Below are 22,749 nucleotides of genomic sequence, written 5' to 3' on the forward strand. Positions count from 1 at the left end.
ACACCGTAAACGGGGTATTTACGGTTATGAGTCGCATCAATCAACCACCGGCCTCTGCGCCGGTTCTTTCCCTTCGCAAGGCAATCTACCGGGCAGCCCATGATTATAAAGGTGGTGTGACTGCCTTGGCGCTCGACATGGTCATGGATTACGACGGTCTACAAAAGAAGGTCAAACACGACTTTGAGCAGCGTTGGCTGGATCCTGATGAGCTAGAGGAACTGATCCGGTTGACGGCGAACCCTCTGCTGTTGGATGCGCTCGTGCGGCCTGCCGGGATGGTCTGGTACAAGCCCGTAGCAGCGGCACCGACAAAAGATGCATTGCTCGCGGTCAGCAAGGTGCTGCATGAAACCGGTCTGTTCGTTTCCAGCATGCATGAAGGCGCAGCCGACAACGTCTGGGAGCTGTCCGAAGTCCAGTTGCTTGAAAAGCATGGTGCAGACGTGATCCGCGCCGTGCTGGGCATCATGGCCGGTGCCCGTCTGGCAATGGAGGACCGTCTCCATGGCTGATGATATCGATCGTGCCAACGACCAAGCGCAATACCTGCTCGACATGGCTATCCATCGGAGTCGGCAGGTGCCGACGAATCGAGTTAGTGCGCAGTTCTGTGATGATTGCGATGAGCCCATCCCGTTGCTTCGTCAGCAAACCATTTCAGGTTGCGAAACCTGTGTCAGCTGCCAGGAGTTGCGGGAGCGGCGCAGATGAGTGATCTGGGCAATGGAATGCCCACTGCGGAGTGGGCAAGACGCTACATAGATACCTTCGGGTTGGCTCTGGTTCCAATCGAGCCAGGTGAGAAGGGGCCGAAGGGAAGAGGTTGGAACAAGCCCGGCGGATACATCACGGACGCGGCGAAGGCTGTTGAGCTCTGGAAAAAGAAGCCTGAGCACAACCTCGGGGTGGTGCTTGGCCCTAGTCGAATCTGCTCTCTGGACGTCGATGATGTGCAGTGGACTCGGCATGTTCTTCATGACCAGTTGGAAATCGATCTGGATGCTATGGCGCTGGTGTTCCCGACTGTGGTCGGCAACCCGGCGCGATTCCGCATCATGTTTCGAGTTCCAGAGGGCGTTGAGCTGACCCGCCACTCATTGGCGTGGCCCAACGAGAAGGATCCCGACGGTTCGATCCACAAGGCGCTGACTGCCAAGATCAAAGCAACCAAGGACGCGGGTGATGTCGCTGGCGAAGCTGAGGCGCGTGCCGAGGCTGAGGAGTACCAGCGCATCACAGTGTTTGAACTGCGCGGTGGCTTGGTGCAGGACGTGTTGCCACCTTCTATTCACCCAGGTACAGGGAAACCGTACACCTGGCGCACGCCACCAAGTGCTGCTGATGGGTTGCCAGAGCTTACTCCCGAACTGCTGGCGATCTGGAACAACTGGGACGCCTTCAAGCGTGACGCCGAGGCCGCGTGTCCGTGGGCGCCGAAACCGGCTCTCGCGCCGGGCAAGCCGATCACTCGGCCGGCGCCGGTGAAGGGCAAGCAGCCCTCAGTGATCGATGAGTTCAATCGCGGCCATGATGTGCAAGAGCTGCTGCGCACTCATGGCTATATCAAGCGGGGTAGCAAGTGGCTTTACCCGCAGAGCAGGACCGGCCTACCAGGTGTGACAATCGCAGACGGCAAGGTCTATTCGCACCACGGTGCCGATCCGCTCGCGAATGGGCATCAGAACGACGCCTTCGAGGTGTTCTGTTTGCTCGAGCACGGCGGCGATCAGTCGAAAGCGGTGAAGGACGCTGCACGTATGTTGGGTATGCAGCGTTCATCGCGGTCTGATCCGCAGGATCTTCCCCCGACCCCTTCCGGTGATGTGAGCGAGCCGAGCTGTGCGAACGACGCCATCGGCGAGGCTGCTCCGGCTCCTGACGGGGGGGCGGGGGAGGCACTGACGCTAGACCATTTACTTCGTCGTTTTGCGCTGGTCGAGGGCACCACGCAAGTGTGGGACTGCGACCAGTCACGGGTGATGAAGAAGGCCGCATTTGAAGCGCGTGTGGGCAAGCCGCTCGCCAAGGCATGGCTGGACGACATGGGCAAACGGTTGATTGCAGATGATCACGTCCGCGACATCGAACAAGCGCGACGTATGGCGGGTAAGAAGGGCGGCGCGCTCGGTATGCCACCGACTGATCGGTATGTGTACATCGATGGCACCAAGGATGTCTGGGATCGGGAAAAGAAGCGGCGTATTGCCGAAGGCGCCGTGAAGATGGCGCTGGGTGACACCTATCCGCTATGGCTCAACAGCAGTGAGCGGCGCACCGTGGATGTCGAACACATCGTGTTTGATCCGACCATGAGCAAGGACCCTGCGGTGTACATCAATACCTTTGATGGCCTGCCGCTGGAACCTGTCAGGGATGATGAAGCCTGCGCCAATCTGCGTTGGCTGATTTCGTTTTTGTGCAACCACGATGAAGCGGCGGCCCAATGGCTGGTGCGCTGGTTGGCGTACCCGTTGCAACACTTGGGCGCCAAGATGGACACCGCGGTACTGATGCACTCGATCATGGAAGGCTCGGGCAAAAGCCTGCTGTTCGCCGATGCACTGGGCATGCTGTATGGCCAGTACGCGGCCACGGTCGGCCAGACACAGTTGGAGAGCAACTTCAACGCCTGGCAAAGCCGCAAGTTGTGGTCGGTGTTTGAGGAGGTTGTGAGCCGTGACCAGCGGTACAACCAAGTGGGCAAGATCAAGCACCTGATCACCGGTAAAACGGTGCGAATGGAATCGAAGTTCATCAACGGTTGGGAGGAGGCCAACCATATGAACGCGGTATTCCTGAGCAACGAAATTTTGCCGTGGCCGATCAGTGACAGTGACCGGCGGATGCTGGTGATGTGGCCAATGGAAACCTTGCCGGTCGAGCGGCAAAAGGCGATCGGACGAGAGCTGGAACAGGGTGGAGTCGCGGCGCTGTACGGCTGGTTGTTGTCGGTCGACCTGGGCGACTTCAACCAGCGGACACGACCACCGTCGACGGATGCCCGTGAGCGTCTGGTGGCCTTGAGTCGGGCCGGATGGCAGACGTTCTTGCACCTGTGGAAGTACAGCGAGTTGGGCCAGGGGCTTTGGGGGCCGTGTCTGTCGACCGACCTCTATTCGCTGTTCCTCGAATGGTGCCAGCGTAATAAAGAGCACGTGATGAGTCAGACGAAGTTCTCGCTGTTCATCAGTTCCGAGGTCGATAAGACGCGGGCGATTCCCTGGACCGATGGCAGCAACCGGCGTTTTGGCGCGTTCTTCTTTCCCGTCGATCAGGCCGCTTCCCCGCCCCCATCACTGAAGGCGGCCGAGCTGGGCAAGCAGGTCGAAAACTGGCGAGCAAAGGCGAAGCTGGCGGGCTGGCATGTGGACAGCTGGGACCACATCAAGGCGGCTGCCGCATGACTACATTTAAAAGTGTGTTGGGTGTGTCGGGTGTGTGTTGGGTTGATTTCACATACCCCACACAGATTGGAGCCTTCTTTTTCCGTTGTTTGCGGGCTTTGTGTCGGGTGTGTTGGGTTTCGCTACGCGTGCGCGCATGCGTGACGTTAGATGTTCTATTTCTGTTGGCTGATTATTTTCTTCATGCGAGGACGGAAATACCCAACAAACCCAACACACCAAACACAACACGATTAAGGCTATTGATTTTAAAGGGTTTTATTTGTGTTGGGTTTGTGCCGGGTTCGGTGTTTTTTGTGTCGGGTTCGGTTTTCGGGGGAGTAGGGAGATGATCCAGTCAATGGAAGTACTGCTAAAGCACTGGGGCGAGCAACTTCGGCTCAATGGCGAAAGCGGCGGCATGGGCAGTCCGATGGCAACGATCATGGAGTGGGGTGGCTGCGCACCACGCGGCACGCCTGGATCCCGAGTTATCCTCGGCGCTGGAGCGGGGCCTGATGCAGTTGCGCAGGAGATCGCCGCTGCCCTATCGGAGATCGGGCGTCAGGGTGAGCAGGGTGATCGGCTGATGCAGTTGGCGAGCTTGCGTTACGGTGATGATCCGGCGCCTACCTGGCTGATGCAGTTGCATCTGCTCGGGATGGAGTCAAGAGCGAAACAGACTTACTACGACCAGGTGCACCGTCTGCATGAGCGGCTGCTGGAAGTGCTGGCTGAGCGTGCTGACGCCCGTAAGTGGCTTACCGCCGGTCGGGGCGTTTTGCCTCAAAGTCTCCTCAAAGTTGCGTCAAAGTTGCGGCAAGTCGGATAACCGAAAATGACCCCTTTTCGGTTCCGTACTTAGGGGGTAAAAAGTCACCACGATATGAAATTTGCGCCTTGGCGCTGACCCGAGCACGTGCTGTGCACTCCGTCCTGGCTAACGTCATGACATCGAAACCCTGCCCCCCGGCGGGGTTTTCTTTTTTGTGCTTGGCAAACTCCTTCACTTGAGGCACGACATGACAAATGAGCAGCAAGCGCTGGCAGAAATGCCGATCTGGTTAGTGATCGTTCTGGCCCTGGTTGGAGGTGTATCCGGAGAGATGTGGCGAGCCGATAAGGATGGGGCGCGCGGCTGGGCGCTACTGCGGCGCCTAGCACTTCGCTCCGGTGCCTGCATTGTCTGCGGCGTGTCGGCAATGATGCTAATGATCGGCGCGGGCATGACGATCTGGACAGCAGGCAGCTTGGGTTGCCTGACTGCAATGGCCGGCGCAGATGTTGCCATCGGCCTGTACGAACGCTGGGCCGCCAAACGCCTCGGCGTCAACGAGTCGCCAGCAGCTGGTCGCGAGTAAGGGCCATGATGCGACTTGAGATGCGTGACAACATCGACAAGATCTTGCGAGATATTCGCGGGCTGGCCCGTAACAATGTGCCCATGGCAGCGGCCAAGGCATTGACCTTCACCGCTGAGCGTGTGCAATTAGCCGAGACGGCCGAGATAGCCCGGGTGTTTGATCGGCCAACCCGCTGGACTTTGAACTCGATCTACAAGCGCGGAGCCAGCCCCACCCGGCTGTTTGCTCGCGTGTGGGTGAAGGATGAAGCCAGCTCGGGTGTCGCCGCCGCGAAGTACCTGCCGGTGCATATGGACGGAGGCAGTCGTCCACACAAGCGATTCGAAAAGGCGCTGATTCACTACGGCCTGATGCCTGCGGACATGTACGCGGTACCAGGCCGGCGCGCTCGAATGGATGGCAGTGGCAACATCAGTCGCGGCCAGATCATGCAGATACTGTCCGCCCTCGGCGCTGCCGAACGTGTATCAGGTTTCATGGCCAACCGCACGGCGCGCAGCAAGCGGCGCAATCGCAACGCTCCTGACTACTTCGCTGGTCGCCCAGGCAATGGCACGGGCCCGCTGGGTATCTGGCAACGCGTCGGCCTCGGTGCTCGCCCCATCCTGATCTTCGTCAAGCGCCCGACCTATCGTCGTCGCTTCGACTTCTACGGCGTGGCCAATCGCGTCGCCGCTGCCGAGTTCGAACCGCTGTTTCGCCGGGCATTGGCCCGCGAGATGGGCCGGGGGTGACGGCCGGCCTCGATTTCGCCCGGTTTCGGTCGATTTTGGTGCATTTCGGCCGGCCACGCAGGCCTTACCCCCTTTTTCAATGGGTCCTTCCGGGCGATGACGAAATTGGGGTAATTCGAACCCCGATCTTTTTGCAGATTCAACCCGACATAGGGGGTTCCGCTTCCTAGTCAGCAACAGGACGAGAGCATGCCGACCCAGCTTGAAATTGCCGAACACCTGGATATGAGCGATCGAAATGTTCGCGAAGTATTCACCCGCTTGGGTCTCGCTGATTGGCAGTCAGCCAGCCTGGACGAGATCCGGATCATCTACATTCGCGACATGCGCGCCAAAGCAGCTGGTCGTGGAGGACATCAACTTGAGCAACTCAACGCCGCTCGGATTGATGACTTGCAACAAAAAGCAGCGAACGGCCGTCTGGTCTATCACGAAAAATTGCGGTCGCTGATCCCCACCATGGAGGCGGAGCGTGCGCTGTCCGACTGGTCGGCCTTTGCCAATAGGGAATACCTGGGCGGCGTTGAACGATTAATTCAGGAGATCGAGAACGTGCAGAAAATCACGGTTGATCGATCTGTGGTGGCCAAAGTTGCTGGACCTACAACCGAGCGAATTGCAGGCTACGCGCGAAAACTTGGCGCGGAGCTTGTTGGCAGCAGCGGGGAAATTCAACCCGCCGCGTGATGTGCCCACGGCGGAATACCTGAGCACAGAGTTTTACTTGCCCGCTGAAAGCGGCGTGCTGCACGGCCTTTACGACTTCCACTACACGCCGTACTTCCTCGGCGTTGCGGCGGCGTTGGATGATCCCCGTGTCAGCGAAGTGGACCTGATGAAGGCGGCACAGATCGGCTGGACCTGGTTCCTGATCGGTTACCTTTTCAAGTTTGTCCAGTTCCTGCCTCGCCCGATCATGATCCTGTTTGCCAAGGAAAAGGACGGAAAAAACTTTCACGACGAGAAGCTCAAGAGCGGCGTTATGGCGAACAGCGAGGTCAATCGGTTGATGCCGGTCGATACCAGCCGGACCTCTGGCAATCGCTGGGACCATAAGAGCTTCCCCGGCGGCTTCCTCAAGTTGGTGGCCTCGAACTCTCCCGGCAACGTGAAGTCGACGTCATCCGTGGGGCTGTCCGTGGTTGAGGAGCCCGACGATACCAGCGACGACGTAAAGGGGCAGGGCGATGCGATCGCCCTGCTGGAAGAGAGGGGTAAACGTTATCCGGGTTCGAAAATGCTGGTCGGCGGAACCCCGGCGATTAAGGGGGCAAGCAAGACCGAGGCACGTCTGGCGCAGACCGATTGCCGAGTGCTGCCGATCATCTGCCACACCTGCGGCCAGGCCCATGTGCTGGACTTTGCCCACATCTCGTACCTGGATATGGATGAAGGGGTAGAGCCGCACGAAATCTATGGTCGTGCGGATCCCGAGACCGCAGGTTACGGCTGCCCGCACTGTGGGGAAATCTGGGATGACTACCAGCGCAAAGAGAACATCCGCAACACGGTGTTCAACGCCGTCGAAGCAGGTGACCCATTCTGCGGTTGGGTGGCGACCAAACCCTTTGCCGGGCGCGCTGGGTTCATCGAGCTGAACGAACTATATGCATGCCTTCCCAGCACCAGCCTGGCGGATATTGTGCGCGAGCAGCTCAACGCCGAGCACCGTGCAGCCAAGGGCGATCTGTCGATGTTGATCAAGTTCGTCAACCAGAAACAGGGGCGCGCCTACGAGTACAAATCGGATTTACCCGAAGCCGACAAGCTGGCGGAGCGGGCTGAGGATTACCCGGAAATGTTCGTGCCAATGGGTGGGTTGGTGATCACCGCGGGCGTCGACGTGCAGCACGATCGCCTGGCGGTCGTTCTTCGCGCCTGGGGCCGTGGCGAGGAGTCATGGTTGCTCTACTGGGGTGAGATTTACGGCGAAGTGGTGCTGCCAGGGCAGGGCGTTTGGCTGGACCTGGAAAAACTGCTGTTTTCGTCAATCACTCATGCCTGCGGCGCCAAGCTGAAAGTGCTGGCCGTCTCGCTGGATACCTCGGACGGCACCGTCACCCAGGACGCGGCCTATGCGTTTTGCCGTAAGCATCAACAACGCGGGGTGATGGCGATCAAGGGTGCCAGCGAGCGGGGCAACAGCCGGGACGATGAGCGCAAAGAAATCTTCAGTGCGCCTCGGCAGGGTGTGGACACCGACAAGGAGCAAAAGGCCTCGAAGTACGGCCTACGTCCTTACATCGTCGGTACGTCGCGGGCCAAGGATCTTTGGATCGAAGGCCGGCTGCCGTTGACGGGGGACGGTCCGGGTCGGATGCACTTCTACAAGACAGTGCGCCCCGACTACTTCCGGCAGATCACCGCCGAGGTGAAGGCCCCCAGCCGGCGGCACAACTACCGCAAGGTCTGGCAGAAGAAGGCGGGTGAGCGAAATGAAGCCACGGACTGTGAAACCTACGCGCTGCATGCGGCCCGCTCGCTGAAAACGCACCTGCTCACTGAACACGATTGGGCTGCACTGGATGCGCAGATCCGGCAAGGCGGCTTGTTTGATTCGCCGCCTCTGGAACCCGACATCGAGCCGGATTCAGATCCCGCACCGGCGCCGGAAAACCCGGTACCGAAACCACCCGCTGAACCCAACGAGCTCCCGCCTTCTGGCGGGAGAGTTGTTTCTGGGCGCCGCAGTGTCATGCGCGTGCTCTCCCAACGCAGGAATTAACGATGGCCATTACCCTGGAACAGGCGCAGAGCCAGCTTCAAGCCTGGCTTGATGCGAGCATGAAAGTCAGCCAGAAACAGAGTTACCGCATCGGTACTCGTCAGCTGAACTACGCCGACGCGGCGGAGATCACCAAGATGATCGACTACTGGCAGCGCCAGGTCGATCAACTTGCCAGCGGTCGTCCTCGCGGCATTGTCTTGCGCGGGATTACACCGTTATGAGCCGCGCGTCCAAGGCCTCCCAACCGACGTTGTTGGATAAGGCCATCAATTGGTTGAACCCCGTGCAGGGTGCAAAACGCATGCATGCGCGGATGACGATGACGGCGCTGGGCGGATACAGCGGCGCCTCAAAGAACAAACGCTCGCTCAGTGCCTGGAATCCGGGGGCTGGTAGCGCAGCCTCGGATCTGCTGCCGGATCTGCCAACTCTTCGGGAACGTTGCCGCGACCTGGAGCGCAACAACCCCATCGGCGGCGGCGCGATCAACACCGTGGTCACCAAAACGGTCGGTACCGGGTTGGCGCTGAAGTCGGTGGTCAATCGTCAGATCCTCGGCTGGGATGAGGACAGCGCACGTGATTGGCAGCGCAACACCGAGTCGTTGTTTAAGTCGTGGGCGGAAACCACGGCCTGCGACATCACTCGCGAACAGAACTTTTACGGCTTGCAGGATCTGGCCTGGCGTTCGGTGCTGAGCAGCGGTGATGTCTTTCCGTTGTTGACCCACAAAGAACGCCCGGGTCAGCACTACTCGGCCTGCATCCAGCTGATCGAAGGCGATCGGGTGTGTAACCCGGACAACAGGGCGGATACCGAAACGCTCACCGCCGGCATTGAGCGTGATGCCGACGGGGAGCCGATCAAGGCTCACATTCTACGCAGTCACCCAGGTGCGCTGGGTGTGAGAGAGCGGAAGTGGGATGAACGACCCTTCTTCAATGAACGGGGTGGTCGGGCGCTACTGCATCTGTATCGGCGTCGTCGCGTGGGCCAGCCTCGCGGTGTGCCGTATCTGGCACCGGTAATCGAGAAGCTCAAACAGCTCGACCGTTACACAGATGCGGAACTGGAAGCCGCCGTGGTGTCCGCGTTCTTTGCGGTGTTCATCAAGCCCGGTACCGGTGGCAGTCTCAGTCCGCTGGCCTCTGCCGCGACCGGCAACACGCCGGTGGGCGGTGATCGTCCTGCGGGTCGCGACTCTGGCGGCTGGGACGGTTCGCTCAGCGGCGGCATTGTCGCGGAGCTGGACGACGGCGCATCGATCGAAACTGCGGCGCCGGGGCGACCCAACTTGGCATTCGATCCGTTTGTATTGGCGATGTTGCGCCAGATCGGCATGGCGTTGGAGCTGCCCTATGAGGTGCTGATCAAGCACTTCACCGCCAGCTACACCGCCGCGCGCGCGGCCGTGATGGAAGCTTGGCAGTTCATCCGCGGCTGTCGTGATTTTCTGGGCAACGACTTCTGTCAGCCGGTGTACGAGCACTGGCTGGAAGAGGCTGTTGCCCAGGGCGACGTCGATGCTCCGGGCTTTTTCGACCATCCGTTGCTGCGGTATGCCTACTGCGGTTCGATTTGGGTGGGCGATGGTCCGGGCACCGTGGATCCGCTCAAGGACATCAACGCGGCCAAGGGCCGTGTCGATCTCGGCGTCAGCACGCTGGCCAAGGAATCGATGCTCTACGACGGCAGCGACTGGGAAGAAAACCACGAACAACGCGCGCTGGAAGTGAAACGTCGAATGGAAGACGGCCTGTCTGCCACACCGGCCTCTCAACCTGAAGACCAGTTGCCGCAAAACCCCGACCTACCCGAACGGACCTGACCATGACCGATAAACCAACCGACGCTCCCCCGGCGCATCGGGTGACGGTGTTCGACCTGATGTCGCGCGAGCCCTGGGCGATCACCCCGGACATGCTGCACACCATCGCGGCGATCGCCCGTCGTGAAAACGAAGGCCCCGAAGCCGTAGAGGCCCGGCAGGGGCGGCCGCTGCAGAACACTCGCAACGTGACCCAGCGCGGCAGTGTGGCGCTTGTCCCGGTCACCGGCCCGGTGTTTCGGTACGCGAACCTGTTCACCGCCATGTCCGGCGCGACTTCGCTCGACGTGTTGGCGAAAGAGTTCACCGCGGCGGTCGATGACCCGCGCACTGACAGCATCATCCTGGTGATGGACACGCCCGGCGGCCAGGCCAGCGGCATCGCCGAGTTCGCCCAGATGATTCGGGCATCCCCGAAACGGGTGGTCGCCTACGTGTCGGGCAACGCCGCCAGTGCGGGTTACTGGATGGCGGCCGCGGCCCACGAAATCGTCATGAGCCGCACCGGCGCGGTTGGCTCGATCGGCACCGTGCTTTCGGTGCGCACGAACAAGGATGACGGCAGCGTCGAGATCGTCAGCAGCCAGAGTCCAAACAAACGTCCCGACTTTGCGACCGAGCAGGGCCGTGCCCTGGCCCAGAACCATGTCGATCGTTTGACCACCATCTTCGTCGAGGACGTCGCGAACTATCGCGCTGTCGACGTCGATACCGTCCTTTCCGACTTCGGCCAGGGCGACATGCGCATCGGCTCAGACGCTGTGGCCCTGGGCATGGCCGACCGTGAATCCACCCTTGAATCTTTGATTGCCGAACTCAACGGCAGCAACTCTGGAGATCGTTCTATGAGTACTACCACTGCAACCCAGCCAAGTACGCCCGCTGCCGATAAACCAACCATCGACCGCGCTTACCTCGCGGCCAACCACGCCGAGCTGCTGGCGACGCTGGAGCATGACGCTCATGCCGCCGGTGCGAAAGCTGAGTGTGAACGTATTCAGGCGGTCGAGGCTGCCGGCCTTCCCGGGCATGAGGCGTTGATCGCATCCCTGAAGTTCGACGGCAAGACCTCGGGTGCAGAAGCAGCCAGCCAGGTGATCAGCGCGGAAAGGTCCAAGCGCACTGTCGCCTTGGCGGATATCCGCAGCACGGCGACCAAGCCAGTCCCTGCCGCAGCCGCACCGGACACGCCGGCGGCCGCGGCTGATCAGGAAGATCCCGAGGCGCCGCTCGAGGAGCGGGCCAAGGCGACCTGGGACGGTAACAAGGAACTGCGGGCTGAGTTCGGCGATTTTGGTGCGTACCACGCGTACCGCAAAGCCGAAGACAAGGGCCTGATCAAAGTCCTGAAGAAGTAACCCGGACCACACCCACCACCCTTTAGGCTTTGGAGATCCTCATGCCTCTTACTCTCGACACTCCCCGCGCATACGAGACGGGCGACATCAATGATCTGGCTGTCGCTTCCGGCGTGCAGATCTTCGAAGGCTCGGCCGTCGGCATCAACTCGGCGAATGGCCTGGCGCGTCCGCTGGCTGCTGGTGACCTGTTCGTCGGCTTCGCTGACCGCGGCGTAGACAACCGCACAGGGGCTGCGGGCGCGGCGCGCGTGCGCCTGCGCGAAGCGGGCAAGGTGCAACTGCCTGTCGCTGCCCTGGCCATCACCGACATCGGCAAAGCCGTGTACGCCAGTGACAGCGGCACCTTTGTCCTCACCGCTGCGGGTAACAGCCGGATCGGCCATGTGCACCGCTTTGTCAGCGGCGGCGCAGGCATCGTCAAGTTCGCCGCGCAGGCCGTCCCGGTCGCGTAACACGCCGGTTTACTAACTCTTTCATCAGGAGAAACACCCATGGGTGCTGAAGTACTTTCCAGCCGTGCCGTCATCGGCACGTTTTACGAGCTGCTCGAACAAAACGCCGGGGCGACCTGGATCGATCTGATCTCCAACCTCTTTGACTCCGACCAGGCCAAGGAAACTTATCCGTGGATCGGCGCGGTGCCTACGCTGCGCGAGTGGATCGGCGGTCGCCACGCCAAGGGCTTTGTGAGCGCTGACCTCGAAATTGAAAACCTGCACTACGAAGCGACGATCGAGGTCCTGGTCAAGGAGCTGCGCCGCGACAAAACCGGGCAGCTGCGCATTCGTCTCGGTGAGCTGGCCGATCGCACCAACTCGCACTGGGCTCGCCTGCTGTCGGCCCTGGTGCTGAATGGCGAAAGCCAGATCTGCTACGACGGCCAGTACTTCTTCGACACCGACCACGAAGAGGGCAACAGCGGCCCGCAGTCGAACAAGATCACCACCGACATCAGCGAGCTGGCGGCCACGCTGCACGGCACGCCCTCGCGCCCAAGCCCTGAAGAGTTCCAGCAGGCCGTGGCCAAGTCGGTGACCCAGCTGACCAGCCTCAAGGACGATCAGGGCGAGCCAATCAACGAACTGGCCCGCGAGTTCCTGGTGATGGTGCCTTTCGGTTTGCTGAGCGTGGCCCAGTCGGCGCTGACCGTACCGCGCGGTACCAACATCAGCGAGATCGTCATGCCGGACAACGTCAACGTGCGGGTGATTGGTAACGTCCGCCTGAACGCCTGGACCGACAAGTTCGTGACCTTCCGCACCGATGGGCGCCTGAAGTCGTTCATCCGTCAGCAGGAAACCGACGTGGTGATGAAGGCCAAGGCCGAGGGCTCGGAGTACGAGTTCGACAACGACGCGCACCAGTACGGCGTCGACACCTGGCGCAACGTCGGTTTCGGGCGCTGGCAGTACGCCGTCCTGAACCAACTGGTGTAAGCCTTCGGGCTTGCACCTCATTCGAGGACATCACAATGCCGAAATACACAGTCGATCAAAACATCACCCTGTTCGGTGGCGAGCTGATCCTGACGGCTGCTCAGGCCGGTGCGCGTGCGCACTGCCTGCAGGAACTCAAGAAAGGCCGCTACGAGATCATCAGCCCGGTCCAGTTCAAGAAGGGGGAAGTGATTGTGATCCCGGGTGAGCCGGACAAGGCGCTGGCTCAGAAGGTCACCAAGGTCGAAAAGGATGCAGGGGGCGGCAATGGCGAATAAATCCTACCGGGTGCTCAGCGGCTCTTTCCGCAAGCCCAACGACGAGTTGGTCGAAGTCGGTGGGACGATCGAGTTGCCGGTCGACGTTGCGGCGCGTTTCCGTAATCAACTGAGCGAAACTTTCCCGGTCGAGTCGACCAAAAAAGCCGGTACGGCCAAGGCTGAAGGCGATGATTGAGGAGGACCTTTCGGCCTTCCTCGAGGATTTCAATGTGGGAGGCCTGGTCGACGGCCAGCCCTTCCTGGCGGTGCGGGACATGCCGGATGAGATCCGTGCCATGGCCGGCATCAACAGTCAGTCGACCTACTACGAAATCCTGATCATCACCGCCGAGGCTGAGCGCCTGGGCATCGTCAACGGCAAGTTGATCAGCGTGGGTGGCGTGTCCTACAGGGTGCGCGACCGGCTGATGATCGATGACGGGGCCTTCAGTCTCGCTTCACTCACCAAGGTCTAACCCAATGCCTTCCATTCAAGAGCGCATCGTCGATCGGGCGAAGGTGCTGATTCTTGGCGCCGGTACGTTGGCCGGTGACCGGGTGTTTCGCAGTCGTACGGAAGCGATCACCCGGGACATGTCGCCCGCCATTGTGATTCGTCCGAACCTGGAGACCACCGAACGCGAAAGCCAGTCGGTGGACCGCAACCAGTTTGAGCTGTCGGTGGAAATCCTCGCTCGCGAGGACACCACCACGGGCGAGGCCTGGGACCAGGTCGCGGATCTGGTCAAGGTTGCCGTGCACGCGGTCCTGCTGGAGGAGGACGCCTTTCCCGAGGCTGACCGGATTCAACGTTTCTACATCGACTGGATCGAGGACGACGGCGACAACACCGCGGGCAACTGCATGGTGCGCTACCGCTTCACCTATCTGTGCAACACCGGCGACCTGTCGTCGGGACCCACTATTTATTGAGGAATACCTCTCATGCAAATTGCATTCGGTAGCGGGCTGTTTTATGCCACCCCGCTGATGGACGCCTATGGCAACGCGTTGGCGGCACCAACCCCCATCCTGCTGGGCATCATGCAAGAAGCGTCGATTGACCTGTCCTTCGACTCGAAAGAGTTGTTCGGCGGCGAACAGTTCGCGGTCGATGCAGCGCGTGGTCAGGGCAAGCTGTCGGGCAAGGCCAAGGCGGCTCAGATCAGCCTGTCGCAATGGAATGCCCTGGTGTTTGGCCAGCAGCTGCAGCCGGGCCAAGTGTTGGTTCATCACGCGACCACACCGACGCCTATCCCCGTCGGGGGCAAAATCATTGTCGATCCGCCGGCAGGTGGTTTGTTGTCCGGTGACCTGGGTGTTCGCGGTGGTGGCGCGGTGGCCTTTGAGCGCGTGCTGACTGCACCAGTGGCAGGCCAATACACCTATGACGCCGCGACAGGCGAGTACGCCTTTGCGGTGGCGGACGCCAATACCCCGGTGTTTATCGACTATCGCTACTCGGTGGCCACGGGCAAAAGTCTGTCGGTGCGCAACCTGCCGATGGGCGATATGCCGGTGTTTCAGGGCGAGCTGTATCTGAAGTACAAGGGCAAATCGATTTATGTCCGGGTTCCGAACTTTGTCAGCAACAAGCTCGGCATTGCGACCAAGCAGGATGACTACACCATCCCCGACTTCGAATTCACCGGTTATGCCGATGAGTTCGGTGAGGTCGTTTACTGGAGTGCCAGCGAATGACGCCCGTCAATGTACCGGGTGTGGAGTTCCCGTTCCCGGGCAAAACACTGGTGATACCGCCTATGGCGCTGGGCGATCTGGAACAGCTGCTCGATCGCATCAATAACGTCATGTCCGGGCGAATGGACAAGGACAGCATCGCAACCGTCATTGATGCAACGCATGCCGCCTTACGCCGCAACTACCCGGGCATGGAGCGGGCTGAAGTAGCGAGCCTGCTGGACCTGCAGAACATGCGTGCGGCGCTCGACGCGGTGATGAGCGCCTCGGGGATGGAGGCGCAGCCCGTGAACGAGACGGGGGAAGCGCTGGCCCCCTCGACTGGGGCCAACTCTACGCGCACCTGATCGCCTGTACAGGCCAGAGTCCAGTCACGCTGCGGCGTGATTGGGACATGGTCATGGTGGGCCACATGACGGACTACTGGAATCACCATCCACCTGTGCATGTGCTGGTGGCAGGCTACCTGGGGTACAAGCCGAGCCAGTCGGTCACCGGCGCGCCGGACCTGGCCACCAACATGGCGGCATTCGCCGCGGACATGCGCAACGAGCTGCCGGAGCACTTGCGCGGTGCCTTGGATGCGTTTGTGGCCCCGGCCTGATTCAACATGCGACTCAACTGTTTCACCGTCACCCAAACTCCGCTTCGGCGGAGTTTTTCATTATTTGCTCAGTGAGGTTCCGGCATGGATAGGAATATCGCGTACCAGTTCACTGCCGGCACCCAGGGTTTTGACCGTGCCGTAGAAAGCATCGAGCGCAACATGCGCGATGCGCGAAGTACGTTCAACCGTGAGTTGAAGGCCATCAACACCGACATGGTGGGTAGCCAAACCCAGATCAGTCGATTGGGGGCCGCAGCCAATGATGCCTTCGGCTTTGTCGGGGCCAAAATCAAAGGCGACCTGCTGGCCTTGGGCGCTTCGATGGCTGCCGTGTTTTCTGCCGTAGCGATCAAGGATTTTGTCAGCGACAGCAAGGCGGCGCTGCTTGAGCAGCAGTCTGCGTATCGCGGCCTTGAGGCGGTGGCCAACCATGCGGGTGTGGGTATTGGTCGGGCAATGGACGAGGCCCAGAAGCTTTCCGCCGATGGCTTGATCAGCGTGAGTGATGCGGCGAAGTCACTGCAGAACCTGTTGAGTCGGGGCTACAACGTCGATCAAGCGGTGCTGGTGATCAGCCGTCTGAAGGACGCTGCCGCCTTTAACCGCCAGGCCAACCTCGGTATGTCTGAGGCAATTGTGGGCGCAACCGAGGGCCTCAAAAACGAAAACTCCGCGTTGGTCGACAACGCCGGCGTCACAAAAAACGTGGCGAAAATGTGGGAGGAATACGCCAAAAGCATCGGCACCACCCGCGACAAACTCAGCGACTCCCAAAAGATTCAGGCTGAGTACACCGGCATTCTCAAGGAAACCGAAGCGCAGGTCGGCAACGCCACCAAAGCCTCTCAAGGGTTGACGGGCAGCCAGGCTGAGCTGGACACCAAGAGCAACGAACTCAAGGTCACCCTCGGTACGATTCTTGAGCCGGCCTTCATCAGCCTGAACAAGCGCCTGGCCGAAACAGCGAGCTGGTTCAACGGCGTGTTGAAGGGACTCACCGGGACCGGCGTCACCGTTGATGAAGTCGCCGGCAACGTCAAACGCCTTGAGGCCATGTTGGCGAATCTGGATAACAAAGGTTCCCGGGGTGGTGGCGGCAGGGCGCAGTTGGAAGGCTCGCTGCAGGAAGAGCAACTGTTGCTGGAAGCCATGCAGCTGACCTCCGACAAGATCGATCAGGTCGACGCCGGTATGAAAACCCGTACGGCACGAATCGAAGAGCAACGGCGCAAGGTTGCTCAAATGGCGGAAACCGGCAACACGACTCTCTACACCGTACAACAAGGTAAACAGCGACCGACGGCTTATGGCGTAGAGGTGATGCGTCTGACGAAGCTGGAAACGGCTTACGCGGCGGCCATTGAGCACCGTAAAGAGTTGGAGGCCGGGAGTACTCCACCTCCTGCGGACAAGCCGGACACACCGGCAGGTGGGGGAGCCTCCAAGTCGCGGGTCAGTCAATGGGCTGAAGTGCTGGACGCGCAGAAGGTGGCGCACACCCAGCAGCAGGCTGAGCAGGGGACGTTTCAGCAGTTCTCGCTGCAAAAGGAAGTCGATTATTGGCAGGCAGTGCTGCAGCGCACTGACCTCAGTGCGGCCGAGCGGTTGAGCGTCCAGCGCAACTACTTGGGCGCGCTGACCAGTTTGCGCAAGCAAGACGAAGGTTCAGCGTTTGCGGATCTGCAGGCGCAAGCGCAGATGTACCGCAACAACATGGACGCCCGCTTGCAGATTGCCCAGCAGGTGCTGGATCGCAGTCGCCAGTTGTACGGACAGGACAGCGAGGAGTACCGCCAGGCAGCCTCTGAAGTGGTGGCGATCGAGCGTGAGAAGCAGCAGCAAATCACCAACATGAAGCAGCAACAGCTGGCGGCTGATCAACAGGCTCGGCTCGCGGACATCTCGCACGCTGAGCAGATGGCCCAGCTGGACCTTCAAGCGAACCTGATCACTCAGGGGCAACTTCTGCAGTCGCAGGCCGAGTTCGAGCAACAGCGATATGCCATCGAGGCCGCGGCCCTGGAGCAGCGTAAAAAATTGCTCGAGCAGGATCCGGATCGCAATCCGGTCGCCTTGCAGCAGGTGCAACAACAGATCCTCGCGCTCGAGCAAACCCATCGCAACAGCCTGGCGGTCATTGGCCGTCAGCAAACGATGGAATCCCAGAGCAACTGGACCGGGATGGTCGGTAGCGTGCGATCCAGCTGGACCAGCGGGCTGAATGGCATCTTGACCGGCACCATGTCCACCCAGGGCCTGCTCAACGGGATTTTCGGCAGCATCGGTACCGCGTTCATCGAGAACATGGTGACCGCCCCCTTGATGGCCTGGCTGTTCGGCGAAACCGCCAAAACCGGTGCAACGGTGGCCGGTGTCGGGATGCGTACAGCGGCGGAGGCGGGTGGGGCAGCGATGTCCGTGGCGATCTGGGGCGCGGCCAGTATCAAGAACATCATGGCCAGCGCCTGGCAGGCCATGGCGGGTGCGTTTGCCGCGATGTCGGCCATTCCCATCATCGGCCCCGCGTTGGGCGTTGCAGCGGCTGTTGCTGCTGGTGCGTTCGTGTTCGGCATGGTCAAGAACGTGGCGTCCGCCGAGGGCGGGTATGACATTCCCGCCGGTACCAACCCGATGACTCAGCTCCATGAGCAGGAAATGGTGCTGCCCAAACAGTACGCCAACGTCATCCGTCAGGCGGCGAATGGCGAAGGGCAACTCGGTGGCGGATCGGGGAACTATCACTACCACGACAACAGCGGTCGCCTCACTCCGGCAGACATCCGGCGTAATGCGCGAGTGTTTGCCGAGGAAATGCAGAAGCTGCGACGCAACGGCGCCATCAAGGCCTAAGGGGGAAGTTATGTTGTTGGGGCCATTTTTTCCCGCGCGCTGGATTGCCAGCCTGCCGGATCACGGTGTGATGGCTGAAGACGTCTTGCCCTACATGCCCGGACAGATGCTGCTGGCGAAAAAGGCGCCGACCTGGAGTACCGGCGTTCAGAAGTCCGTGAGCGGGCGGCGCCGGACCACCGCGTATTACCCAGCGCCTGAGTGGACGTTTCAGATCAACTACAACGCCGTGCGCAAACGCCCGGGGCTGGATGAGTGGTCGCGGTTGGTGAGCTTTTTCAATGAGCGCAAAGGCCAGTTCGGGGACTTTTTATACTTTGACCGGACCGACCACCAAGTCTCGCACCATCAGTTTGGTGTGGGTGACGGCGTCACTCGCACCTTTCAGCTATCGCGTGCGATCGGCAACTGGGTGGAACCAGTTTACGGCGTGGTTAACGTCGAATCGGTGAAGGCCGCCGGATTACCTGTGACCGCCTACACCTGTGACGACATCGGCCGCATCAGCTTTGCCCAGGCACCCGCCAGTGGTGCGCCCCTGCACTGGACCGGCGCCTTCTTCTTCCGGTGTGCTTACGACGCTGACACGTTGGATAGCGTGCAGACCTTTGGCCGGATCTGGGAGATGAAAAACGTGTCCTTTACGAGTATCAAACCATGATCGATGCCTCTCCCGAGTTGAAGGCGTTTTTGGCCACGGCGCGCAGTTTTGTCATGGCCGACCTCTACACCATCACCCTGGCCAGCGGGCAGGTGCTGCGTTACACGGATGCCGGCATCCAGATCTATTTTGGTGGCCAGAATTACTCAGCCAGCGGCCCGTTGATCAAGCGCACCGGGGTTCGAGCGGTGCGCGGCATCGAGGTCAACACCTTGAGCGTGACATTTTCAGCGGGTTTGCAGGACACGGTGCTCGGGGAATCGGTACTGCCGTTTATTGCCGGTGGTGGCTTTGATGGCGCCTCGCTGAAGCTGGTCCGTGCGTTTATGCGCGACTGGCAGTCACCGGTGGTGGGCGTCGTCACCCGATTTATCGGGCGTGTTGCCGAGGTGGATCCCGCCGATCGGGAGCAAGCCACGGTCGCCGTGAAGTCGCCGATGGAGCTGCTCGACACCAAGGTCCCCAAAGGGGTCTATCAGCCGTCTTGCCTGCGCAGGGTCTACAGCAGTGATTGCGGCGTTAATCGGGCGCTGTTTGAAACGGCCGGCGTAGTGGCGGTGGGCAGCACGACGTTGCGTATTCACAGCAATGTTTCAGCTGATCAAGGCTGGTTTGATCAAGGCGTCATCCGCTTTATCAACGGCGGTAATGCCGGAGTGGCCCGCACGGTGCGCCGCCATACCGGCGACGGCGACGTGACGTTGATACTGGGGTTGCCGGCGCAGCCGCAGGCCGGTGATCAGTTTTTGATTTATCCAGGGTGCCCGCGCACGTTGGAGGCCTGCACGACCAAGTTCAACAACCGGGCACGTTACCGTGGGATGCCGTTTATTCCGGTGGCGGAGACCTCGATATGAGCCCTCTGGAAGTTCGGCAGCGGGAGCACGTTCTCACTGAGGTTCGGCGCTGGCTCAACACACCCTATCAACATCGTCAGCACCTGATGGGAGTTGGGGTGGACTGTGCGTGGTTGCTCATCGAGGTGTTTTCGGTCGAGAGGTTGATGCCGCGGATTGATCCCGGCGCCTATGCCCAGGATTGGCACCTGCACCGCGGCGAGGAGCGTTACTTGGGGTGGCTTGAGTTGTTCGGTCGTGAGGTTGAAGCGCCTCAGCCCGGCGATGTGGCCATCTGGCAATTCGGTCGCACCTTCAGCCACGGGGCCATCGTGGTCGGTGATCACCAGGTGATTCATGCCTATCGGGACATCGGCGTCGAGTTGGCAGACATGCGTGATGAACATCTGGCCGGCCGACCGGTGCGCTATTACACATTGAATAACTATGGGGTGAATGATGGGGGGCAGCAGTAGCACCATCTCCAACAGCGCAACGCGAATCAACGCCTTGCAGGTCCAAAGTAGCGCCAGTGGCAAGCCGATCGCCTGGATCGCCGGGCGCAATCGCATCAGCCCCAACCTGATCTACTACACCGATTTTGAGTCCGTCGCCAAGACGAAGAAGACCAAGTCGGGCGGGAAGGGTGGCGGTGGCACCACGCAGGAAAACACCACCTACAAATACTACGCCGCGTTGATCCTGGCCATTGGTCGAGGCCGGTTAGGCGCAGTGCACCGGATTTTTCGCGACAAGGAAGTGTTCACCGAAAAGCTGGTGGACGGCGTGACGAAGTCCGCGCTGTCACAAGTCGGGTTCAGCTTCAAAAAGGGCGGGCGGAATCAGGACGTGTGGGGCTGGCTTGAAACCAAGCATCCGGATGAGGCGATCGCTTATTCGGACACCGCGTATGTGTATGCGCCGCGGTACCGGCTGAATGACAGTGCCGGTGTGCAGAATCACACATTCGAGGTCGACGGCCCCTACCAGGTGCCGGGCTTGCCCGATGCCAATCCGGGTGAGTTCCTGCCAGGCCTGCTCCTCGATCCGTTGGATGGCATCGGCTTCGATCCGAGCTGGATAGCCGACCTGAGCAGTTACCGAAATTATTGCTTGGCGGAAAACCTGCTGTTGAGTCCGGTGCTTGATGAGCAGGCCCCCGCCAGTGAGGCCATTGCCCGCTGGCTGCAACTGACCAACAGCGAGATCTACTGGTCGGCCGGCAAGTTGAAGGTGGTGCCTTTTGGCGACCAGGTGGTGACCGGTAACGGTGTCACCTGGTATCCGGACACGGCGCCGGTTGCCCATCTGACCGATGACGACTTTCTCGCCGAAGAGGGTGAGCCGCCGGTCCAGCTCAAGATCAAGAGCCAGGCCGACAGCTACAACGAAGTGTCGCTGGAGATCCTCGACCGCGCCCATGAATACAACACCGATGTGGTGCGAGGTGTCGACCAGGCCGCGATCGAGCAGTTCGGCTCGCGGCCGATGGACACCATCAAGGCGTATGAGGTTTGTGACGTGGCCATCGGCGCCCATGCCGCGCAGCTGTTGGTGCAACGCAAACTCTACATTCGCAACGAGTATCAATTTTCACTGGGTTGGCAGCATGTGCTGCTGGAGCCGATGGATCTAGTAACGGTCACCGAGCCGGGGCTGAATCTGGATCGTCGCCTGGTTCGCTTGATTTCGGTCGAGGAGGACGATGAGGGCAAGCTTTCGGTGGTCGCCGAAGATGCCTTGCTGGGTGTGGGCAGTGCCCCCAATTATCCGGTGCAGAGCAAGGGAGGATTCAAGAGCAACCAGAACGCCGAGCCAGGCCCTGTGTTGCCGCCCATCATGTTCAACCCGCCAGAGAGTCTATTGCTCGGTGGCGATAACCAGATCTGGATCGCGATCACCGGCGCCGGTGAAAGTTGGGGCGGGTGCGAAATTTGGATCAGCGCTGATGGCGACAGCTACTGGATGGCAGAGTCGATTTATGGCGGTGCCCGCTTGGGTCTGCTGACATCGGCTTTACCCACCGGCACCGATCCAGACACGGCGAGCACCTTGTCCGTAATGCTGGCCGTTCCAGATGAGCTGACCGCGGTGACCACGGCCGAAGCCGACAGCGGCGCAACGCTTTGCTGGGTGGATGGTGAACTGATCAGCTATCGGGATGCCACCCTGACGGGCATCGGGGCTTACAACCTGCAGTACCTTCGCCGGGGCAGGCTCAGTTCGCCCATGTCCAGCCATCCGGCAGGTGCGCCGTTCGTGCGTCTGGATGATGCGGTGTGGAAGTACAGCTACACCTCTGACCAGATTGGCCAAACCGTGTGGGTCAAGTTCCGGTCATTCAACGTATTCGGGCGGACGCTTGAGGATCTGGCCGATGTGGAGGCGTTCAGCGTCCTGCTTTCGCCAACGCGGATTGCACCTGAGACTGCGCAGAATCTGCAACTGGTCGGTGCATTCGAAACGCCTTACTTCACAGTGACCTGGGCGCCGGGTGTGCGAGTGGATAACCACCTGGTGAGGGTTCGCAACGCTGCGACCAACGCAATATTGCGGGAGGTGGGTACCACGAGTACGACATTCACTTACCAGCGTGATGACGCCCTGGTTGATGGTGCGCTGGTGCGCAGCTATCGAGTGGAGGTCATCGAACGCAACGCTGCGGGCAGTGCACCCGCTGCCACCCTGGTGGTGACCAATAACGCACCTGCGGCGGTGACGGGCACCAACTCAACCGTAGTCGGAACCACAGCAAATGTGGCCTGCGATCACAGCCCAGCAGCGGATGCGGCGGGCTACATGTTCGTTTACTCGCTCGTCTCCGATTTTGATCCGACGATCGCCGGAACGGTTGGTTATCAGGGCGCTTTGCCTGCAGGACAGATCACGGACCTGGTTGCCGGCAATACGTATTACCTGTGCGCGGCGGCTTACGACACCTGGAGCAGTACCCGCTCCCAGCTCAACTTTTCCCCGGCAATTACTTTCACCACCTGA

The 22,749-nt window shown here is 60.4% G+C and carries 25 protein-coding genes; all 25 read left to right on the forward strand.

The window, feature by feature from the left end; all coding sequences use genetic code 11:
* Nucleotides 1-26: 26 nt before the first annotated feature.
* The 25 genes from NPS56_RS01945 (at nucleotide 27) to NPS56_RS02065 (ending at nucleotide 22,749) form a co-directional block, all read left to right on the forward strand.
* A complete protein-coding gene (locus NPS56_RS01945; RefSeq protein ID WP_274073286.1) occupies nucleotides 27-515 on the forward strand; it encodes a phage regulatory CII family protein in 489 nt (162 codons plus the stop codon).
* On the forward strand, nucleotides 508-714 hold the full coding sequence (locus NPS56_RS01950; protein ID WP_274073214.1) for a TraR/DksA C4-type zinc finger protein: 207 nt from the start codon (nucleotides 508-510) through the stop codon (nucleotides 712-714). The genes NPS56_RS01945 and NPS56_RS01950 overlap by 8 nt, the downstream gene beginning before the upstream one ends.
* Nucleotides 711-3,407, forward strand: coding sequence for a bifunctional DNA primase/polymerase (locus NPS56_RS01955; RefSeq protein ID WP_274073215.1), 2,697 nt, complete (start codon nucleotides 711-713; stop codon nucleotides 3,405-3,407). The genes NPS56_RS01950 and NPS56_RS01955 overlap by 4 nt, the downstream gene beginning before the upstream one ends.
* A gap of 328 nt (nucleotides 3,408-3,735) precedes the next feature.
* Entirely contained in the window at nucleotides 3,736-4,218 is a 483-nt protein-coding gene (locus NPS56_RS01960) for a hypothetical protein (protein WP_274073216.1), read from the forward strand.
* A 190-nt stretch (nucleotides 4,219-4,408) separates the two neighbouring features.
* Nucleotides 4,409-4,747: a phage holin family protein gene (locus NPS56_RS01965; RefSeq protein WP_274073217.1), complete on the forward strand. Its 339-nt coding sequence runs from the start codon at nucleotides 4,409-4,411 to the stop codon at nucleotides 4,745-4,747.
* A gap of 5 nt (nucleotides 4,748-4,752) precedes the next feature.
* Nucleotides 4,753-5,484 carry a hypothetical protein gene (locus NPS56_RS01970; RefSeq protein ID WP_274073218.1) on the forward strand — a complete coding sequence of 244 codons (732 nt, stop codon included), beginning with the start codon at nucleotides 4,753-4,755 and terminating at the stop codon, nucleotides 5,482-5,484.
* A gap of 189 nt (nucleotides 5,485-5,673) precedes the next feature.
* Nucleotides 5,674-6,171 (forward strand): hypothetical protein, encoded by a 498-nt coding sequence (locus NPS56_RS01975; RefSeq protein ID WP_274073219.1) that lies wholly within the window; start codon nucleotides 5,674-5,676, stop codon nucleotides 6,169-6,171.
* Nucleotides 6,134-8,209: a phage terminase large subunit family protein gene (locus tag NPS56_RS01980; RefSeq protein WP_274073220.1), complete on the forward strand. Its 2,076-nt coding sequence runs from the start codon at nucleotides 6,134-6,136 to the stop codon at nucleotides 8,207-8,209. Before NPS56_RS01975 ends, NPS56_RS01980 begins: the two co-directional genes overlap by 38 nt.
* Before the next feature lie 2 nt (nucleotides 8,210-8,211).
* Nucleotides 8,212-8,433, forward strand: coding sequence for a DUF6148 family protein (locus NPS56_RS01985; RefSeq protein WP_274073221.1), 222 nt, complete (start codon nucleotides 8,212-8,214; stop codon nucleotides 8,431-8,433).
* On the forward strand, nucleotides 8,430-10,040 hold the full coding sequence (locus NPS56_RS01990; RefSeq protein ID WP_274073222.1) for a phage portal protein: 1,611 nt from the start codon (nucleotides 8,430-8,432) through the stop codon (nucleotides 10,038-10,040). Before NPS56_RS01985 ends, NPS56_RS01990 begins: the two co-directional genes overlap by 4 nt.
* A 2-nt stretch (nucleotides 10,041-10,042) precedes the next feature.
* On the forward strand, nucleotides 10,043-11,398 hold the full coding sequence (locus NPS56_RS01995) for a S49 family peptidase (protein ID WP_274073223.1): 1,356 nt from the start codon (nucleotides 10,043-10,045) through the stop codon (nucleotides 11,396-11,398).
* Nucleotides 11,399-11,439: 41 nt separating this feature from the next.
* On the forward strand, nucleotides 11,440-11,853 hold the full coding sequence (locus NPS56_RS02000) for a cytoplasmic protein (RefSeq protein ID WP_179054242.1): 414 nt from the start codon (nucleotides 11,440-11,442) through the stop codon (nucleotides 11,851-11,853).
* Nucleotides 11,854-11,892: 39 nt separating this feature from the next.
* Nucleotides 11,893-12,837 carry a Mu-like prophage major head subunit gpT family protein gene (locus tag NPS56_RS02005; protein WP_103393070.1) on the forward strand — a complete coding sequence of 315 codons (945 nt, stop codon included), beginning with the start codon at nucleotides 11,893-11,895 and terminating at the stop codon, nucleotides 12,835-12,837.
* A 35-nt stretch (nucleotides 12,838-12,872) separates the two neighbouring features.
* Nucleotides 12,873-13,115 carry a hypothetical protein gene (locus NPS56_RS02010; protein WP_218495644.1) on the forward strand — a complete coding sequence of 81 codons (243 nt, stop codon included), beginning with the start codon at nucleotides 12,873-12,875 and terminating at the stop codon, nucleotides 13,113-13,115.
* Nucleotides 13,105-13,293 (forward strand): hypothetical protein, encoded by a 189-nt coding sequence (locus NPS56_RS02015; protein ID WP_274073224.1) that lies wholly within the window; start codon nucleotides 13,105-13,107, stop codon nucleotides 13,291-13,293. The genes NPS56_RS02010 and NPS56_RS02015 overlap by 11 nt, the downstream gene beginning before the upstream one ends.
* Entirely contained in the window at nucleotides 13,286-13,573 is a 288-nt protein-coding gene (locus tag NPS56_RS02020) for a hypothetical protein (RefSeq protein WP_274073225.1), read from the forward strand. The genes NPS56_RS02015 and NPS56_RS02020 overlap by 8 nt, the downstream gene beginning before the upstream one ends.
* Nucleotides 13,574-13,577: 4 nt before the next feature.
* A complete protein-coding gene (locus NPS56_RS02025) occupies nucleotides 13,578-14,030 on the forward strand; it encodes a hypothetical protein (protein ID WP_274073226.1) in 453 nt (150 codons plus the stop codon).
* A gap of 12 nt (nucleotides 14,031-14,042) precedes the next feature.
* Nucleotides 14,043-14,798, forward strand: coding sequence for a hypothetical protein (locus tag NPS56_RS02030; protein WP_274073227.1), 756 nt, complete (start codon nucleotides 14,043-14,045; stop codon nucleotides 14,796-14,798).
* The gene (locus NPS56_RS02035; RefSeq protein WP_274073228.1) at nucleotides 14,795-15,145 is read left to right on the forward strand and encodes a hypothetical protein; all 351 of its coding nucleotides are present in this window, start codon (nucleotides 14,795-14,797) and stop codon (nucleotides 15,143-15,145) included. Before NPS56_RS02030 ends, NPS56_RS02035 begins: the two co-directional genes overlap by 4 nt.
* A 65-nt stretch (nucleotides 15,146-15,210) precedes the next feature.
* On the forward strand, nucleotides 15,211-15,402 hold the full coding sequence (locus NPS56_RS02040; protein WP_274073229.1) for a hypothetical protein: 192 nt from the start codon (nucleotides 15,211-15,213) through the stop codon (nucleotides 15,400-15,402).
* Nucleotides 15,403-15,486: 84 nt separating this feature from the next.
* A complete protein-coding gene (locus tag NPS56_RS02045) occupies nucleotides 15,487-18,255 on the forward strand; it encodes a hypothetical protein (RefSeq protein ID WP_274073230.1) in 2,769 nt (922 codons plus the stop codon).
* A gap of 10 nt (nucleotides 18,256-18,265) precedes the next feature.
* A complete protein-coding gene (locus NPS56_RS02050) occupies nucleotides 18,266-18,916 on the forward strand; it encodes a DUF2460 domain-containing protein (RefSeq protein WP_274073231.1) in 651 nt (216 codons plus the stop codon).
* Nucleotides 18,913-19,773 (forward strand): DUF2163 domain-containing protein, encoded by an 861-nt coding sequence (locus NPS56_RS02055; protein ID WP_274073232.1) that lies wholly within the window; start codon nucleotides 18,913-18,915, stop codon nucleotides 19,771-19,773. The genes NPS56_RS02050 and NPS56_RS02055 overlap by 4 nt, the downstream gene beginning before the upstream one ends.
* Nucleotides 19,770-20,228 carry a hypothetical protein gene (locus tag NPS56_RS02060; protein ID WP_274073233.1) on the forward strand — a complete coding sequence of 153 codons (459 nt, stop codon included), beginning with the start codon at nucleotides 19,770-19,772 and terminating at the stop codon, nucleotides 20,226-20,228. The genes NPS56_RS02055 and NPS56_RS02060 overlap by 4 nt, the downstream gene beginning before the upstream one ends.
* Complete coding sequence (locus NPS56_RS02065; protein ID WP_274073234.1) at nucleotides 20,212-22,749, forward strand: phage tail protein; 2,538 nt, start codon at nucleotides 20,212-20,214, stop codon at nucleotides 22,747-22,749. The genes NPS56_RS02060 and NPS56_RS02065 overlap by 17 nt, the downstream gene beginning before the upstream one ends.

It is taken from the genome of Pseudomonas putida (assembly GCF_028682635.1).
Taxonomy (GTDB): domain Bacteria; phylum Pseudomonadota; class Gammaproteobacteria; order Pseudomonadales; family Pseudomonadaceae; genus Aquipseudomonas; species Aquipseudomonas putida_AE.